The following is a 17,385-nucleotide window of genomic DNA, read 5'->3' on the forward strand; positions in this document are numbered from 1 at the left end:
CTCAATAAGACAGCCCGAAAATTAGCACTGAAAGCACGCAAAATGGGGTTTTCACGCCTGTAATTCACGTCAATTCTACGTGGACCAACCGAATCCCCCAGCATGCCCCGCCCCACGCGATGTCCCCGCCCGACGCCCGCCCCCTGAACATCCCCCTCCAAGGACTCGCCCCATGCTGACCAGACGCCTCCTGCTCGCCGCCCCCGCCCTGATCCCCGCCGCCGGCCGGGCGCAGGGCCCCTCCCCCTTCCGCCGCCCCATCCGCATCGTCGTCTCCTCGGCGGCGGGCGCCAGCCTCGACACGCTGGCCCGCGTGCTCGCCCCCGCCGTGTCCGCCCGCATCGGCCAGCCGGTGGTGGTGGAGAACCAGGGCGGCGCGAACGGCCTGATCGCCACCCAGCAGGTCGCCCGCGCCGAGCCCGACGGCACCACGCTGCTCGTCACTGGCGACGCGATCGTGCTGGCCGAGATCGCGACCCCCCAGCCGGGCCTGACCTTCAAGGAGGCCTTCGCCCCGGTGGTGCAGGCGGTGAAGGCCGCGCAGATCCTCGTCACCCATCCGGGCACCCCCTTCCGGGACGTGCAGGGCTATGTCGCCGCCGTGAAGGCGCAGCCGGGCCGCCTGAATGTCGGCATCCCGGCCCTCGGCGGCATCGCGCAGGTGGTGCATGAGCTGCTGGCGAGCCGCGTGGGCGGGCTGCCGGTGGAATACCTCTCCTATCGCGGCGGTGACCGACCGGCTGACCGGCCTCGGCTTCGCCATCACCGCCCTGCCGCCAGACCAGTTCGCCGCCCGCGCCGCCGCCTCCATCGAGGCCTTCGGGCCGGTGGTGCGCGGCCTGGCCAACACCGCGCCGCGGAGCTGACCGCCATGCGCCGGGGAGGCATGACCGCGCATGCTGCATCGCGGCACCAAAGATTGACCGAAGGCGCCCTCAGCGCCCACCATCCCCCTCAGAGGAGAGAAGACGCATGATCACCTCGGCCATCTCCCGCCGCGCCAGCCTGGCCGGCCTCACCCTGTTCGCGGCCGACAGTCAGGCGCGGGCGCAAGCCCCCCAGGCCCCGCAGCAGCTGCTGAACGTCAGCTACGACCCGACGCGGGAATTCTACCGCGAATACCACACCGCCTTCGCCGAGTTCTGGGCCGGCCAGGGCCATCCGCGCCCGCGGCTCAGCGCCTCCCATGGCGGCTCGGGCCGGCAGGCGCGCGCCGTGATCGACGGGCTGGCGGCCGATGTCGTCACCCTCGCTTTGGCCTATGACATCGACGCGATCGCCGATCGCGGCCTGCTGGCGAAGGAGTGGCAGACCCGCCTGCCGGACAATGCCTCCCCCTACACCAGCACTATCGTGTTCCTGGTGCGGCGCGGGAACCCCAAGGCGCTGCGCGACTGGCCGGACCTGCTGAAGGCGGGCGTTTCCGTCATCACGCCCAACCCGAAGACCTCGGGGGGGGCGCGCTGGAACTACCTGGCGCTGTGGGCCTGGGCGCTGCGCCAGCCGGGCGGCACGGAGGCGACGGCCGAGCAAGCCGTGACCCAACTGTTCCGCCAGGTGCCGGTGCTGGATACCGGCGCGCGCGGCTCCACCACCACCTTCGTGCAGCGCGGCCAGGGCGATGTGCTGCTCGCCTGGGAGAATGAGGCCCATCTGGCCTTGCAGGAATTCCCGCAGGCGGGGCTGGAGATCGTCTACCCCGCCTTCTCCATCCTGGCGGAGCCGCCGGTCTCGGTGGTGGATGCCAATGTGGACCGGCGCGGCACCCGGCCGCTGGCCGAGGCCTATCTGCAACACCTGTATTCCGACCAGGGGCAGCGGATCGCGGCCAAGCACTTCTACCGCCCCCGCAACCCGGATGTGCTGCGGGAAGCGGGCTCGCGCTTCCCCAACATCGAATTCGCCACGGTGGACACGGTGTTCGGCGGCTGGCGTCGGGCGCAGGCCACCCATTTCGACGATGGCGGCGTGTTCGACCGCATCTACCGCCCCGGCGGACGATGAGCGGAACCGCCCTGTTCCGGCTCCGGCGGCAGGCCCTGCCCGGGCGTGGCCTGGCACTCGGTGTCACGCTCGTCTGGCTGGGCGGCTTCATCCTGATCCCGCTGGCGGCGCTCGCGCTGCGCCCGTGGGAGAAGGGGCTGGGCGGCATCTGGGCGGTGCTGACGGAACCGCGCGTGCTGGCGGGGTTCCGGCTCTCCTTCGGGGCCTCGGCGCTGGCGGCGCTGATCGCGGCGCCGCTGGGGCTGCTGCTGGCCTGGGTCATCACGCGCTATGAATTCCCGGGGCGGCGGGCGCTGGATGCGCTGATCGACCTGCCCTTCGCCCTGCCCACGGCGGTGGCGGGCCTGGCGATGACGGCCATCTTCGCCAACAATGGCTGGCTGGGCGAACCGCTCGCGGCCTGGTTCGGCTGGACCGTCGCCTTCCGCCCCGCGGGGGTGGTGGTGGCGCTGGTCTTCGTGGCCCTGCCCTTCATCGCCCGCACCGTGGAACCCGTGCTGCGCGACCTCCCGCGTGAGACGGAGGAAGCGGCGGCCACCCTCGGCGCCACCCGGGTGCAGACCATCGCCCGCGTGGTGCTGCCCGCCCTGGCGCCCGCGCTGCTGACCGGCTTCGGCCTGGGCTTCGCCCGCGCGGTGGGCGAATACGGCAGCGTGATCTTCATCGCCGGCAACATGCCTATGGTCAGCGAGATCCTGCCGCTGCTGATCGTGGTGAAGCTGGAGCAGTTCGACTACGCGGGGGCGGCCGCCATCGGGCTGGCCATGCTGCTGCTGGCCTTCGTCATCCTGCTGGGGCTGAACCTGCTGCAATTGCTGCTGCGCCGGGGGCAGCCATGACGGCCCGCCCGCGCGCCGCCACCGCCGACCCGCCCTGGCTGGCGGGGCTGCTGATCGGGGCCGCGCTGGCGGTCGCGGGCGTGGTGCTGGTGCTGCCGCTCGCCGCCGTCTTCACTGAGTCCTTGCGGCGCGGCTGGGAGGTCGCTTGGGAGGCGATCATCGAGCCCGACGCCGTCTCCGCCATGCAACTGACGCTGCTGGTGGCGGCCATCGCGGTGCCGGTAAACACGCTGGGCGGCATCGCCGCCGCCTGGGCCATCGCGCGCTGCGACTTCCCCGGCCGGCGCCTGCTGGTCACGCTGATCGAGCTGCCCTTCTCGGTCTCCCCGGTCATCTCGGGCCTGGTCTATGTGCTGCTGTTCGGCGCGCAGGGGTATTTCGGGCCCTGGCTGGCCGCGCATGACATCCAGATCCTGTTCGCGCTGCCGGGGCTGGTGCTGGCGACCATCTTCGTCACCTTCCCCTTCGTCGCCCGCACGCTGATCCCGCTCATGCAGGAACAGGGCCAGGCGGAGGAGGAAGCGGCGCTGACGCTCGGCGCCAACACGTGGCAGATCCTGTGGCACGTCACCCTGCCGAAAATCCGCTGGGCGCTGCTGGCGGGCATTCTTCTGTGCAACGCCCGCGCCATGGGGGAATTCGGCGCGGTGGCCGTCGTGTCGGGCCATATCCGGGGGCAGACCAACACCATGCCGCTGCATGTCGAGATTTTGTACAATGAATACATGTTCGTGGGCGCCTTCGCCGTGGCATCCCTGCTGGCGCTGCTGGGGCTGATCACGCTGGGGGCCAAGACGGCGCTGGAAATCCTCTCCCGCAGCCGTATGGGGAGCCACGCATGAGCGTGCGGATCACCGGCCTGTCCCGCCGCTTCAACGGGCAGGCCGCGCTGGACGATGTTTCCCTGGAGATCGCGCGGGGCGAATTCACCGCGCTGCTCGGCCCTTCGGGTTCGGGCAAGACCACCCTGCTGCGGGTGCTGGCGGGGCTCGATTTCCCCGATGCCGGGCTGGTGGAGATCGACGGGCGCGATGTGGGCCAGGTGCCGGCGCGGGAGCGCCGGGTGGGGGTGGTGTTCCAGCACTATGCCCTGTTCCGGCACATGAGCGTGGCGGAGAATGTGGCCTTCGGCCTGCGGGTGCGCCCGCGCGCGACACGGCCCGCCGCCGCCGAGATCGACCGCCGCGTGCGCGAATTGCTGGAGCTGGTGCAGATCCCCGAACTCGCCGGGCGCTTCCCCGACCAGTGCTCGGGCGGGCAACGCCAGCGCATCGCGCTGGCGCGCGCCCTGGCGATCGAGCCGCTGCTGCTGCTGCTGGACGAGCCCTTCGCCGCGCTGGATGCCGTGGTGCGCAAGGATGTGCGCCGCTGGGTGCGCGGCCTGCATGACCGGCTGGGCATCACCACCATCCTGGTCACCCATGACCAGGAGGAAGCGCTGGAGCTGGCCGACCGGGTGGCGGTGCTGGACCGCGGCCGGCTGGCGCAGTTCGCGCCCCCCGCGACATTGCTGGAGGCCCCCGCCACCGCCTTCGTCGCGGGCTTCCTGGGGGAGGCGAGCTGCATCCCGGCGCGGCTTTCGGGCGGGCGGCTGGAAAGCCCCCTGCCCGGCCTGGCCGCCCCGCCCGCCTGGCCGGACGGCGCGCTGCGCCTGTTCCTGCGCCCGCATGAGGTGGCGGTGGAAGCCGGCCCCGGCCCCGGGCTGGTGCGCATGGTCCATCCCTCCCTGGGGGCCGGCACGCGCGTGGTGCTGGAGCTTGAGGGCCATGTGCTGGAAGGCGTGGTGCCGCCCGGCCTGCCGGTGCCCGAACGCGGCGGCCCCTGCGGCCTGCGCGCGCTGGCTGCCACCGCCTTTCATGAGGATGGCAGCCGGGCGCGCTTGGCCTGAAGCGCGCCTGTGCTGTAGCCTCGCCGCGAAGGAGACGGATCATGCCACCTGACACCGCCTTGCCTGAGAACGCCCTGCCTGAGAACGCTCGGGGCCGCTCCCACCACGACATGGGCGGGGTCACCCAGTTCCTCTGCGCGCCGATCGACAAGGAAGCGCATGAGCTGACGCCCTTCGACCGCCAGGTGGACGCGCTGCGGCAGGTGCTGGCCCTGCACGGCCTGTTCAGCACCGACGAGATGCGGCGCGGCATCGAATCCCTGGCGCCCGATGTCTACGATGCCTCCAGCTACTATCAACGCTGGCTGTATTCGATGGTGAAGGTGATGCTGGAAAAAGGCGTCGTCACCGAGGCCGAGCTGGCACAGGCCCTGGCCGCATGAGTGGCTTCGCCCCCGGAACCCGCGTGCGCGTGCGCGACGCCTGGCCGGAACTCGAAGGCCCCGCCCATGTGCGCACGCCCCATTACGTGCGCGGGCGCACCGGCACGGTGCTGCGGCGCCTGGGTGCCTTCCGCAACCCGGAGGACCTGGCCTTCGCCCGCCCGGCCGCGACCATCCCGCTGTATCACGTCGCCTTCGAGCAGGCGGAGATCTGGCCCGAGAACGCCCCGGGCGACGAATTCCTGATCGAGATCTACGAACATTGGCTGGAGGCGGCATGAACCTCGCGGAACTGGATTCCGACCGGCTGCTGGCGGCCTTCCGCGGCCTGCTGATCGGCAAGGGCGTGCTGAACGAGGAGGAGCTCTCCCGCAGCGGCGCCGCGATGGACGCGGCCTCGCCCGCGCGCGGGGGACAGGTGGTGGCGCGCGCCTGGGTGGATGCCGCCTATCGCGCCCGCCTGCTGGACAACGCGACCAGCGCGATCGAGGAGCTGGGCATCTACCTGACGGGCTCCCCGCCGCTCGGCGTGCTGGAGAATACGGAGGCGGTGCACAACATCATCGTCTGCACCCTGTGCAGCTGCTACCCGCGCATGCTGCTGGGCTATCCGCCGCTGTGGTACAAATCGGCGGGCTACCGCTCCCGCGCCGTGCGCGACCCGCGCGGGCTGGTGCGGGAGGAATGGGGCACCGTGATCCCGCCCGAAAAGAAGGTGCGGGTGCTGGATTCCACCGCCGACTACCGCTGGATGGTGCTGCCCCAGCGCCCCCGGGGCACCGAGGGCTGGAGCGAGGAGCGCCTGGCCGGGCTGGTGCGCGAAACCGACCTGATCGGCGTGACGGTGCTGCCAGAAGTGCTCTGAACGCATAACCCACCGGAGCACCCCATAACCGATTGGTATGGGGCAGCCCCGCGCGCCCGTGGCAGCCTGACTGTCACATGAGCGACACAACCAGCCCCTTCGCCCCCGGTTTCCAGGAGCGCCCCTTCTGGTGGGAGGCCGCGCCCCCCACCCCCGTCTCCACCCCTTTGCCCGACGAGGCGCCGGTGGTGATCGTGGGCGGCGGCATCGCGGGGCTGTCCACCGCGCTGGAGCTGGCGCGCAACGGCGTGAAGCCGCTGGTGCTGGACCGCGAGCCGATCGGCTGGGGCGCGTCATCCCGCAACGGGGGCGCGCTGTCGGGTGCGGGCGGCCTGGGCAAGGTCCGTTCCGACCTGAAGGAAGCCTTCGGCGAAAAGTTCTTCGCCGAGCTGGCCGAGGAAGGCGAGCAGGCCTTCGAGGATTTCGAGGCGCTGGTGAAGCGCGAGGCGCTGGAATGCGACTATGTGCGCTGCGGCCGCTTCGTGGGCGCGCATGCCGCCAAGGCCATGGACGCGCTGAAGCGCCGCGCCGAGATGATCAACAATGCCAGCCAGGATGAGCAGGCCTGGCTGCTGCCGAAATCCCGCGTGCGGGAGGAAATCGCCACCGACCGCTTCCATGGCGGGCTGGTGATGCTGCGGGCGGGCTCGCTGCATCCGGGGAAATACGTGCGCTCCCTGGCGCGGGCGGCGCAGGCGCAGGGCGCGGTGCTGGCGGGCGGGGTGGAGCTGCTGGGCTATGCCCGCACGCTGGATGGCGGCTTCCTGGTGCAGACCAGCCAGGGGCCGCTGCGCGCCGGCAAGCTGATGATCGCCACCAACGGCTATACCGGAAAGGCCACCCCCTGGCACCGCCGCCGGCTGGTGCCGGTGGCCAGCTACATGATCGCCACCGAGGAGATCGGCGAGGAGCGGGTGAAGGCGGCCCTGCCGCGGTTGCGCGTCTACGGGGACACCAAGAAGGTGCTGTATTATTTCCGGCCCTCGCCCGATTACAAACGCATCCTGTTCGGCGGCCGCGCCAGCTTCCTGGATGCGGACACGCGCCGTTCCGCCGCCACCCTGCACCGCTTCATGACGGACCTGATCCCCGACCTGGCGGGCGTGCGCATCACCCATAGCTGGAAGGGCAATGTGGCCTTCGGCATCGACATGATGCCGCATGTGGGTCAGGACCAGGGCGTGTATTATGCCATGGCCTGCAACGGCAGCGGCGTGGTGACGATGACGCATCTGGGCGGCGTGGCCGCGCGGATGATGCTGGGCGGCAGCAACAGCGCCTCCGCCTTCGCGCGGCTGCCCTTCCCCACCGCGCCCTTCTACACCGGCAACCCCTGGTTCATGCCGGCCATCGGTGTCGCCTATCAGCTGAAGGACCGGCTGGACGGATGGCGCCTGGGCGGGGGGGCCGCCTGATGGGCCAGCACCCGTATTTCTCCCCGGCCGAATACCAGGCGCGCTTGGCCCGGCTGCAGGCCCGCATGCGCGAAGCGGGCGTGGAGCTGGCGCTGTTCGACGAGATCGAGGCGATGACCTGGGTCTCGGGTTTCGGCAGTTCGGCCAATCGCTGGCGCTGCGTGGGCATCCCGCTCCAGGGTGAGCCGTTCTTCGTGATCCGCGCGCTGGATGCGGGCGTCTGCGCCCAGCGCACCTGGATCACTGACATCCCGACCTTCGCGGATTGGGAGGACCCGGTGCCCGTCCTGGCCCGCGCCGTGGCCGCGCGGGGCCTGTCCGCCGCGCGCATCGGGGTGGATTTCGACAGCTATGGCATGTCGGTCGCGCGGTTCGAGGCCATGCGCCGCGCCATGCCCCAAGCCCAGTTCGTGGATATGGGCCCGGCCATCGCCGAGCTGCGCCTGATCAAATCCCCGGCCGAGATCGAGTTGCTGCGCCGGGCGGCGGCCATCGCCGACCAGGCGCTGCTGGACGCGGCGGCGCTGTGCGTGCCCGGCGGCACCCAGCGGGAGGCCGCGAAGCGCGCGCAGATGACCTTCGTGGAGATGGGCGGCGACCCCTACCGCCCCGGCCCCATCACCGGCGGGCGCGGCTGGGATTTCCTGCACGGCCATCTGGGCGACGCGCCGCTGGCCAGGGGCGATGTGGTGCATATCGAGCTGACGCCACGCATCCATGGCTATTCCTCCCGCGTGATGCGCTGCGTGGTCCTTGGTGAGCCCGAGCCCGAACGCCAGCGCGCCGCCGAGATCCTGGCCGAACTGCAGGATGCCCAGATCGCCGCCATGAAACCCGGCGCTGTGGCATCCGAGGTGGACGCCATCCTGCGCGAGGGCGTGGTGCGCGCCGGGCTGCGGCCCAGCTACGACAACATCACGGCCTATACGCTCGGCCTGTATGGCGATGCGGGGCCGCGCACCAGCGACTTCACCCGCATCCTGCACCCGGCCGCGGAATGGCGGTTCGAGGCGGGCATGGTCTTCCACGTCTATGCCTCGGCCGGCGGCGCCGCGCTGAGTGAATCCGTGCTGATCACCGAGACCGGGCCGGAGCTGCTGACGCATCTGCCGCGCGGCCTGCTCGTGAACCCCTGTTGAGGAAGCCCGCCATGTTCGATGTCGTCCAGACCCCGCTCGCCGCCTCCAAGGGCCCGATCAGCGGCACGGTCCGCAAGGGCGGGCTGGTGCTGACCGCCCAGATCCCGAAGGACCCGGAAACGGGCGCCATCGTGCCCGGCGATATCGAGGTGCAGACCCGCCGCACCCTGGCCAACCTGAAGCTGGCCATCGAGGCGGCGGGCGGCACGCTGGCCGATGTGATGATGGTGCAGGTCTTCCTGATCGACGCCGCCGACGCCGCGGGGATGAACCGCGTCTATGCCGAGACCTTCAGCGCCCCCTTCCCCTGCCGGGCCACGGTGGTGGTGAAGGAGCTGCTGGCGCCGGGCATGCGCATCGAGATCATCGCCCAGGCGCAGCTCGGCTGATGGGCGCGCCGCGCGTCATCGTCCTGGGTGCCGGGGTGGCGGGGCTGTCGGCCGCGCTGCCGCTGGCCCGGGCGGGCCTTCCGGTCACGGTGATCGACCCGCTGCCGCCGGCGGGCGGGGCCAGCTTCGGCAATGCCGGGCTGCTGAGCGCGGAGACGGTGGTGCCCATCGCCCTGCCGGGGATGCTGCGTCAGGTGCCGGGCTGGCTGACGGACCCGCTGGGGCCGCTGGCCGTGCGCCCCGCCTATCTGCCGCGCGCCGCCCCCTGGCTGCTGCGCTGGATCCGCGCGGGGCGGATGGACCGGGTGCATGCCATCTCGGATGCCATGCGGGCCCTGCACAAGGGCGCCTTCGAGGATTGGCGCGACCTGCTGGGCCATGACGGGTTTTCCGAACTGATCCGCCGCACCGGCCAGGTGCAGCTGTGGGACGAGGCGGAGGAAACCCCCTCCGCCGCCATCGAGCGCGGTTTGCGGGAACGGCTGGGCATCCAGGCGGAGGTGCTGGGCCCCGATGAGCTGCGCCAGCTGTTCCCCGGCATCGCCCGGCGGGTGACGCGCGGCGTGCTGGTGCCGGGCAACGGCCACACCATCAGCCCCGCCCGCACCGTCCAGCGCCTGGCCGAATTGCTGCTGGCCGAGGGCGGCGCCATCCTGCCCCAGCGCGCCATGAAGCTGATCCCGCGCGAAGGCCGCTGGATGGTCATGACCAACATCGCCAACCATGAGGCCGAGCAGGTGGTGGTCGCGGGCGGCGCCTGGTCCGGCCAGTTGCTGGCGCCGCTGGGGGTGAAGCCGCCGCTGGAAACCGAGCGCGGCTATCACCTGATGCTGCCCGATCCCAGCATCGTGCCGCGCATCCCGCTGCTGTACAAATCCGGCAATTTCGGCCTGACGCCGATGGAGGAAGGCCTGCGCGCCGCCGGCACGGTGGAGATCGCGGGGCTGGACGCAGCCCCCGACGAGCGCCGCGCCGAGCAGTTGCTGGGCAAGCTGCAAAGCCTGTTCCCCGGCATCACCGGCGGCACGCCGCGGCTGTGGATGGGCTTCCGCCCCTCCACCCCCGACAGCCTGCCGGTGCTGGGGCCGGTGCCGGGCCATGCCGGGCTGCACCTGTGCTTCGGGCACGGGCATTTCGGCATGACAGGGGGCCCGCCCAGTGGCAGGCTGGTGGCGGACATCATCCTGGGGCGGAAACCCGCGCAGGACCCCGCCCCCTACGCCATCACACGGTTCGGCTGAACGCGCCGCAGAGCGCCCGCCACCACCAATGATCCATGCGCGCATCGCGCGAATTCGAGGGGCTGAGAGATGAACGACAAGATCCTGAAACCGGGCCGCCGTGCCCTGCTGGGCGGGGCCGCGCTGCTGGCCCCGGCCCTGGCCGCCCGCCCCGCCCGCGCCAATGGCGAGGTGATCGTGCGCACCCCGGGCGGCGTGTACGACGACATCATGCGCCGCCATGTGTACGACCCGTTCACGCGGGAAACCGGCATCGCCGTGCGCCCCGTGGCCGCCACCACCGCCAAGCTGTTCGCCATGTTCCGCGCCAACAACGTGGAGCTGGACCTGATCGACACCGGCAACGGCCAGCTGATCACGCTGGAGCGCATGGGCGCGCTGGCCCCCATCGCCTATGACAGCTGGCGCTGGTCCAAGCCCGAGGACGTGGCGCCCGAACTGCGCCTGCGCACCCAGGTGGCGAACTTCGTCTATTGCACGGTGCTGGCCTACAGCAAGGAGCACTTCCCGAACGCCCACCCGGACAGCTGGGCGGATTTCTGGAACGCCGAGCGCTTCCCCGGCCCCCGCATGCTGGCGGACATGGCCGCGGGTTCCCCCAATCTGGAATTCGCGCTGCTGGCCGATGGCGTGCCGAAGGACCAGATCTATCCGATCGACGTGGACCGCGCGCTGCGCTCCCTCACGCGGATTCGCCCCAGCATCCGCCGCTTCTGGGATACGGGGGCGCTGTCGGCGCAGATGCTGGCGGACAAGGAAGTGGTCGCGGGCTCCATCTGGAACGGCCGGCTGCAGACGCTGATCGACCGCAACGCCCCGCTCGCCTACACCTGGAACGAGCACATGATCCAGGTGCAGGCGCTGGGCATCTTCAAGGATGCGCGCAACGTCGCCGGCGCCCAGCGGCTGATCGACTTCATGATGCAGCCCCATGTCCAGGCCGGCTACGCCAAGGAGCTGATCTACGGCCCCACCAACCAGAAGGCCTTCGAGGGGCTGACCCCCGAGGAGATCGCCCGCATGCCGGGCGGCGAGCGTTCGCGCCGGAGCGGCTTCTACCAGAACGTCACCTGGTGGGAGGACAACCGCGACCGCGTGAACCGCGCCTGGTCCCGCTGGGTCCTGCGCTGACATGCAGGCCGTCGCCCTGGAGGGCGTGACCAAGCGCTATGGTGCCGAGACGGTGGTGGCGGGGGTCGACCTCGCCATTCCGGCCGGCGAGTTCTTCACCCTGCTGGGCCCCTCGGGCAGCGGCAAGACCACCACCCTGTCCATGCTGGCGGGCTTCGTGCAGCCCGATGAGGGCCGCGTGATGATGGGCGGGCGCGACATGACGCGCGTGCCCCCGCGCGGGCGTGGCCTGGGGATGGTGTTCCAGAACTACGCCATCTTCCCGCACCTGAACGTGGCCGAGAACGTGGCCTTCCCGCTTTCCGTGCGTGGGGCGCCCAAGGCCGAGATCGAAAGCCGCGTGGCCGAAGCCCTGGCCATGGTGAAGCTGACCGGCTTCGAGAAGCGCTATCAGCGCCAGCTCTCGGGCGGGCAGCAGCAGCGCGTGGCCCTGGCACGGGCCATCGTGGGCCACCCCGCCGTGGTGCTGATGGATGAGCCGCTGGGGGCGCTGGACAAGAACCTGCGCTACCACATGCAGGTGGAGATCAAGGACATCCAGCAGCGCCTGGGCATGACGGTGATCTACGTCACCCATGACCAGGAGGAGGCGCTGACCATGTCCGACCGCATCGCCATCATGGAACGCGGCCGGATTGCGCAGATGGGCCCGCCGCGCGAGGTCTACGAAAAACCCGAGAGCAGCTTCGTCGCGGCCTTTCTGGGGGAGGCCAACCTGCTGCCCGTGACGCCGGAGGGCGCGGCCGCGCGCGGCCCTGGTGGCGCGCTGATCCAGGCGGGCGCGGGCAGCCTGCCCGGGAAGGGCGGCCTCGCCTTCATCCGGCCCGAGAAACTGTCGATCACGGCGGGCCTGGCCGATGCCGCGCCCAACGCCCTGCCCGGCCGGGTGCTGCATGCCAGCTTCCTGGGCAACACCATGCGCTATGAGGTGGAGGTGGAGCCCGGCCGCAGCGTGCTGTGCGACACCGCCAACGCCGCGGGCGCCGCGCTGCACGCCCCGGGCGCGGATGTGACCGTCAGCTGGAACGCGGCCGACAGCCGCTTCCTGGCGGGCTGAGCCATGCCGCTTGGACGCCTTCCCGCCTGGCTGCTGCTGGCCCCCGCCCTGCTGCTGCTGCTGGGCATGTTCCTGGTGCCGATCGGCTGGTTCCTCGTGGCCTCCCTGCAGGAGCTCGGCAGCCTGGCCGAGATCCTGGAGGAAGCCGACGCGGTGCTGCTCTCGGGCGCCGTCGGCGGCGCGCTGATCAACACGCTCTGGATCTCCGCCGTGGTGACGGCGCTGGTGCTGGTGATCGGCTATCCCGTCTCCTACGCCATGTCGCGCGCCTCGGGCCTCGCCTTCACCCTGCTGCTGCTGTGCATCGTGCTGCCGTACTTCACCAGCACCATCGTGCGCACCTATGCCTGGATGGTGCTGCTGGGCCGCAACGGGCTGATCAACCAGCTGCTGCTGGGCCTCGGCCTGGTGAGCGAGCCGGTGCAGCTGCTGTACAACCGCACCGGCGTGATCATCGGCATGACCTATGTGCTGCTGCCCTACATGGTCCTGACGCTGTATGCCGCGATGAAGGCGGTGGACATGCGGCTGCTGCAGGCGGCCGAGAGCATGGGCGCCACGCCCCTGCAGGTCTTCGCCCGCGTGTTCATGCCGCTGACGCTGCATGGCGTGGTGGCCGGAGTGCTGATCACCTTCATCCTGGCGCTGGGCTTCTTCGTCACCCCCGCCCTGATGGGTGGGCCGGGCGACATGATGATCGCCATGCTGATCGAGCGTGAGGTGGAGCTAACCCAGAACTGGCCCGGGGCCGCGCTGATGACCATCGTGCTGCTGGTGGTCACGCTGATCCTCTATGGCCTGTACAGCCGCTTCACCACCGACGAGAAGGGAGCCATGCCATGATGGGTCCCGTGCTACGCGCCACGCTGCTGAAGGCGCTGGTGGTGCTGCTGGCCTTCGGGCTGCTGGCGCCGATCATTGTGGTCGCCATCGCCTCCTTCAGCGGGGACGGCTATCTGAAATTCCCGCCCGAGACCTTCTCCACCCGCTGGTACGCGCGCTTCCTGGGCGATGCGCGCTGGCGCTCGGCCATCGTGAATTCGGTGTTCATCGGGCTGATGACCTCGGCGCTGTCCACCTTCCTGGGGTTCCTGACGGCCTATGCCATGCTGCGGGGGAATTTCCGCTTCAAGAAGGTGCTGGCCTCTCTGCTGCTGACACCCGTGATCGTGCCGCATGTGATCACGGCGGTGGCGGTGTATTTCCTGTCGGCGCGCCTGGGCGTGGTGGGGGTGCGGCCCTGGATCGCGGTGGCGCACACGGTGGTGGCTCTGCCGGTGGTGCTGGTCATCCTGCAATCCGCGCTGCGCACGGTGGACCCGGCGCTGGAACGCGCGGCCATGGTCTGCGGCTGCACGCGCTGGGGGGTGTTCCGCCGCGTGGTGCTGCCGCTGGCCTTCCCGGGCATCGTCTCAGCGGCGCTGTTCTCCTTCCTCACCTCCTTCGACGAGCTGGTGATCAGCATCTTCCTGGCGGGCATCCGGTCGGAAACCCTGCCGGTCAGGATCTGGAACAGCCTGCTGCTGGAGGTGGAGCCGACCATCGCGGCGGTGAGCACGCTGCTGATCGCGGTGACGAGCGTGGCACTGGGGGTGGATGCGGTGCTGCGACGGGTGAGGGGGTGAGGGGGTGAGGGCGCTGCCCTTGGGCTTAACCTCACCCCCGCACCAACCCCGTCGGATAGAACCGCCCACCGGCTTCCGCCCGCATCCCATGCAGCAGGAAGCCACGCGGCATCGCCACGATCTCCCGCAGCGGTTCCGCATCCGCGCCCGCATCGAAGGCCCCCAGCAGCGGCCGGCCTTCCATGCCTTGGGGTGTGATGCCCAGCGCATGCAGCACGGTGGGCGCGATATCCGTCAGGTCCGCGGCGGATTGCGCCACCGCGCCACCGCGGAACGGGCCGCCCTGCATCACCAGCACGGTGGCCAGTTCGCTGCGGTGCAGGCCGCCGTGCATGCCGCCGCCCTCGGGCACATCGGCGGTATCGAAGGGCGCGGTGCCGGGCAGGCCCCAATGGTCCGGGCCTTCGTCGCCCGCGAAGGTCACGACCAGGTCGGCGCTGCGGCGGTGGGCGGAGCCCAGCAGCGCCAGCGGCGCGGCCTGGCCCTCGGGCAGGATGGCGGGGTCGCGCGCCAGCAGCGGGCCGGCCCAGGGCTGGCCGGCCAGGAACTCCGCGATCTGCGGGGCCAGGGACTTGTCGCGCAGCCACAGGCCCGGGGCGGCGGCGGGGGCCACGACCACGTCCACCCCCTCACCCATGCCGGTGCCGGCGGCGAAGCCCGCGCGGCACAACTCCTCGCGCAAGGAGAGCTTGCCCTTGCCGGTGACATGGCCGTGGTCCGACAGCACGATGATGCCGATCTCGGCGGCGTCGGGCTGCGCATCGCGCCAGGCGACGACCCGGCCCAGCACGGCGTCGGCAGCTTTCAGGGCCTCCAGCGTCTCCTCATGACGCAGGCCGCGATAGTGGAAGGCCACATCGGGCTCCGAGAGCCACAGCAGCGCCACGTCGGGGCGCTGCAGGGGCAGCACATGTTCCAGCAGCACGCGGCCGGCGAATTCCACCCGGGCGGTGTTGGGTACGCCGGCGGGCGGCGTGGCACCCAGGGAGGCGCGGACCTCCTCGAAAGTCTCGCCCTGCGTGTCCTCGACATTCCAGCGGAAGCTGCCCAGGCGCGGGGCGACCGGATGCAGCAGGCGCGCGGCCCCCTGCGTGCCGGCGCTGACCAGGGCGAAGCTGCGCCCGGCCTGGGCCAGGTGCTCGGCCAGGGAGGCGCGCTCCATCGGGGTTTCGCCGCCGAGGGCCATGGCCTCCACATCGGCCGCGAGCTTCGTGCGCAGCAGCCGGTCCGGCGCGGCCTGGGCGTCGAACAGCGTGTTCGCCACCATGCCATGCCCGCCCGGGCGGCAGCCGGTGACGAGGGAGGGCGTGGCCACCCGCGTCTCGGAGGGGAAGACGCTGCGGGCATTGGCGAAGCGCGTGCCGGCGGCGGTCAGGGCCGCCAGGTGCGGGGTGGTTTCGGCGCTGACCAGATCGGGCCGCAGCCCATCCAAAGCCACCATGATGAAGCGCGGCATATCCCGGGCCCTTTCCGTGTGAAGCGGACCGATGCCCAGCATCGGTCCGGGAGTGCGAAGCACGACCGCGCCCAGGCCGCCTGCCTGACGGGCGGGCCAGTGCGCGGCGCGCAAGCCAAGCGCCCGGATGGGCGCGCCGGCGCCTGAGGCATTATCTCAAAGTCGGATCGAGCTTGTCGCGCAGCCAATCGCCGATCAACGAGACCGACAGGGTGGTGAACACGATGATGATGGCGGGCGAGAGCAGGATCCAGGGCGCGCGCGTCAGATACTCCCGCCCATAGCCCACCATGCTGCCCAGCGAGGTCTCTGGCGGCTGCACGCCCAGGCCGAGGAAGGACAGCCCGCTTTCCAGCAGGATGATCTCGGGGAAGGCGAGCGTCATCGACACGATCAGGGTCGAGGCGATGTTGGGCAGGATGTGCAGCAGATAGACCCTGAGCGGCGAGGCCCCGAGCTGGCGCACCGCCGCCGCATAGCCCTGGGAACCGGCCGAGATCGCCAGGCCGCGCGCGATGCGGGCGTAGCGCTCCCACGCATGCAGGCCCAGCAGGCAGATGAACAGCGGCAGCGAGTTGCCGAAGAAGGCCAGCACCGCGAGTGCGAGGATCAGGAAGGGGATGCTGGCCGAGAAATCCACCAGCATCAGCACCGCCTGCTCCACCAGCCCCCGCGCCCAGGCCGCCAGCAGCCCCAGCGTGGTGCCGATCAGCGCGCCGATGATGGTGGCGCCGAAAGCGATGGTCAGGCTCATGCGGATGGAGGAGATGAGGCGCGAGAGCACATCGCGCCCCAGCTCATCCGTGCCCAGCCAATGGGCCATGGTGCCGCCCATGCCGATGGGCGCCGAGAGCCGGTTGCGCAGGTCGAGCGCGGTGTAGGAATAGGGCGTGATCAGCGGCGCCAGCAGGGCGACGGCCAGCATCAGCGCCAGCCAGCACAGGCCGAACAGCACCAGCGGCGGCGGCAGTTGCCAGCTGCGGCGCGCGGGGGCCGCGTTCAGGGTCGTGACACTCATCTCAATGCCCCCCTTGCGCGCCGGTGCGCAGGCGCGGGTCGATCAGGCCGTAGAGCAGATCCACCGTGAAATTCGCCGCCACCATGGTGAAGGAAACCAGCAGCAGCACGCATTGCACCACCGCCAGGTCCCGGTTCGCCACCGCCACCACCATCAGCCGGCCGACGCCGGGCCAGGAGAACACGCTCTCGACCACCACCGCCCCCGCGATCAGGCTGCCGAACATGAAGCCAATGATGGTCACGGTCGGGATGGCGGCGTTGGGGGCCGCATGGCCCGACACGACGCGCCGCCAGGGCACGCCCTTGGCGCTGGCCGTGCGGATATAGGGCTGGCCCAGCACCTCCAGCATCGCGGAGCGCGTAAAGCGCGCCAGCACCGCGGCTCCGCCGATGCCCAGGGTGATGACGGGCAGAATGGCATGGCGCCAGCTCTCCTGCCCGCCCGAGGGCAGCCAGCCGAGCTGCACGGCAAACACCAGCACCAACAGCAGCCCCAGCACGAAGGAGGGGATGGTGAAGCCCGCCACCGCCACCAGCATCACCACGCGGTCGATCGCGGAATTGCGGTGCAGGGCGGCATAGATGCCGGCGGGAATGCCGAGGCCGAGCTTGAGGAACAGCGCCGGGATGGTCAGCGCCAGGGTGGCCGGGATGCGCTCCGCCACCAGTGCCGCCGCCGGCCGGCCATCGCGCATGGACCGCCCGAGGTCGCCCGTGAAGATCGAGCCGACATAGCCCAGATACTGTTCCCACAAGGATTTATCGAGGCCCCAGGCCTGGCGGAACGCCGCCACGGCCTCATGCGGGGCATCGGCGCCCATGATGATCTGGGCGGGGTCGCCCGACAGGCGCAGCACCACGAAGGCGAAGGTGACGACCAGGAACAGGGTGATGAAGGCGCGCAGCAGGCGCCCGGCGAGGAAACGCGCCATC

Annotated in this window: 19 protein-coding genes; 16 read left to right on the top strand and 3 right to left on the bottom strand. The window is 70.8% G+C overall.

The window, feature by feature from the left end; genetic code table 11:
* The first annotated feature begins 172 nt into the window (after positions 1-172).
* The 16 genes from GT007_RS07420 (at position 173) to GT007_RS07495 (ending at position 13,976) form a co-directional block, all read left to right on the top strand.
* Positions 173-976, top strand: a complete 804-nt coding sequence (locus GT007_RS07420) for a tripartite tricarboxylate transporter substrate-binding protein (RefSeq protein WP_160120966.1) — start codon at positions 173-175, stop codon at positions 974-976.
* A complete protein-coding gene (locus tag GT007_RS07425; RefSeq protein ID WP_160120967.1) occupies positions 973-2,004 on the top strand; it encodes a sulfate ABC transporter substrate-binding protein in 1,032 nt (343 codons plus the stop codon). Before GT007_RS07420 ends, GT007_RS07425 begins: the two co-directional genes overlap by 4 nt.
* Positions 2,001-2,843, top strand: a complete 843-nt coding sequence (gene cysT / locus GT007_RS07430) for a sulfate ABC transporter permease subunit CysT (RefSeq protein WP_160120968.1) — start codon at positions 2,001-2,003, stop codon at positions 2,841-2,843. The genes GT007_RS07425 and cysT overlap by 4 nt, the downstream gene beginning before the upstream one ends.
* Entirely contained in the window at positions 2,840-3,685 is an 846-nt protein-coding gene (gene cysW, locus GT007_RS07435) for a sulfate ABC transporter permease subunit CysW (protein WP_160120969.1), read from the top strand. Before cysT ends, cysW begins: the two co-directional genes overlap by 4 nt.
* Positions 3,682-4,731: a sulfate/molybdate ABC transporter ATP-binding protein gene (locus GT007_RS07440; protein WP_160120970.1), complete on the top strand. Its 1,050-nt coding sequence runs from the start codon at positions 3,682-3,684 to the stop codon at positions 4,729-4,731. Before cysW ends, GT007_RS07440 begins: the two co-directional genes overlap by 4 nt.
* Positions 4,732-4,772: 41 nt before the next feature.
* Positions 4,773-5,114, top strand: coding sequence for an SH3-like domain-containing protein (locus GT007_RS22765; protein WP_160120971.1), 342 nt, complete (start codon positions 4,773-4,775; stop codon positions 5,112-5,114).
* A complete protein-coding gene (locus tag GT007_RS22770; protein WP_160120972.1) occupies positions 5,111-5,395 on the top strand; it encodes an SH3-like domain-containing protein in 285 nt (94 codons plus the stop codon). Before GT007_RS22765 ends, GT007_RS22770 begins: the two co-directional genes overlap by 4 nt.
* Positions 5,392-5,979: a nitrile hydratase subunit alpha gene (locus GT007_RS07455; protein ID WP_160120973.1), complete on the top strand. Its 588-nt coding sequence runs from the start codon at positions 5,392-5,394 to the stop codon at positions 5,977-5,979. The genes GT007_RS22770 and GT007_RS07455 overlap by 4 nt, the downstream gene beginning before the upstream one ends.
* 77 nt (positions 5,980-6,056) lie before the next feature.
* Positions 6,057-7,394, top strand: coding sequence for an NAD(P)/FAD-dependent oxidoreductase (locus GT007_RS07460; protein ID WP_160120974.1), 1,338 nt, complete (start codon positions 6,057-6,059; stop codon positions 7,392-7,394).
* The gene (locus tag GT007_RS07465) at positions 7,394-8,533 is read left to right on the top strand and encodes a M24 family metallopeptidase (protein WP_160120975.1); all 1,140 of its coding nucleotides are present in this window, start codon (positions 7,394-7,396) and stop codon (positions 8,531-8,533) included. The genes GT007_RS07460 and GT007_RS07465 overlap by 1 nt, the downstream gene beginning before the upstream one ends.
* A gap of 11 nt (positions 8,534-8,544) precedes the next feature.
* Complete coding sequence (locus tag GT007_RS07470) at positions 8,545-8,922, top strand: RidA family protein (protein ID WP_160120976.1); 378 nt, start codon at positions 8,545-8,547, stop codon at positions 8,920-8,922.
* Entirely contained in the window at positions 8,922-10,163 is a 1,242-nt protein-coding gene (locus GT007_RS07475) for an NAD(P)/FAD-dependent oxidoreductase (protein ID WP_160120977.1), read from the top strand. The genes GT007_RS07470 and GT007_RS07475 overlap by 1 nt, the downstream gene beginning before the upstream one ends.
* Before the next feature lie 69 nt (positions 10,164-10,232).
* The gene (locus tag GT007_RS07480) at positions 10,233-11,294 is read left to right on the top strand and encodes an ABC transporter substrate-binding protein (protein WP_160120978.1); all 1,062 of its coding nucleotides are present in this window, start codon (positions 10,233-10,235) and stop codon (positions 11,292-11,294) included.
* A gap of 1 nt (position 11,295) precedes the next feature.
* Positions 11,296-12,351: an ABC transporter ATP-binding protein gene (locus GT007_RS07485; RefSeq protein WP_160120979.1), complete on the top strand. Its 1,056-nt coding sequence runs from the start codon at positions 11,296-11,298 to the stop codon at positions 12,349-12,351.
* A 3-nt stretch (positions 12,352-12,354) separates the two neighbouring features.
* Complete coding sequence (locus GT007_RS07490; protein ID WP_160120980.1) at positions 12,355-13,194, top strand: ABC transporter permease; 840 nt, start codon at positions 12,355-12,357, stop codon at positions 13,192-13,194.
* Complete coding sequence (locus tag GT007_RS07495; protein ID WP_160120981.1) at positions 13,191-13,976, top strand: ABC transporter permease; 786 nt, start codon at positions 13,191-13,193, stop codon at positions 13,974-13,976. Before GT007_RS07490 ends, GT007_RS07495 begins: the two co-directional genes overlap by 4 nt.
* Before the next feature lie 31 nt (positions 13,977-14,007).
* Here the strand turns inward: GT007_RS07495 and GT007_RS07500 are convergent, their stop codons facing one another.
* From GT007_RS07500 to GT007_RS07510, 3 genes are all read right to left on the bottom strand, one after another.
* A complete protein-coding gene (locus tag GT007_RS07500; protein ID WP_160120982.1) occupies positions 14,008-15,432 on the bottom strand; it encodes an alkaline phosphatase family protein in 1,425 nt (474 codons plus the stop codon).
* Positions 15,433-15,583: 151 nt separating this feature from the next.
* On the bottom strand, positions 15,584-16,450 hold the full coding sequence (locus GT007_RS07505; protein WP_160120983.1) for an ABC transporter permease: 867 nt from the start codon (positions 16,448-16,450) through the stop codon (positions 15,584-15,586).
* Position 16,451: 1 nt separating this feature from the next.
* A complete protein-coding gene (locus GT007_RS07510) occupies positions 16,452-17,384 on the bottom strand; it encodes an ABC transporter permease (protein WP_160120984.1) in 933 nt (310 codons plus the stop codon).
* Position 17,385: the final 1 nt, after the last annotated feature.

This window comes from Rhodovarius lipocyclicus (assembly GCF_009900765.1).
Lineage (GTDB): Bacteria > Pseudomonadota > Alphaproteobacteria > Acetobacterales > Acetobacteraceae > Rhodovarius > Rhodovarius lipocyclicus.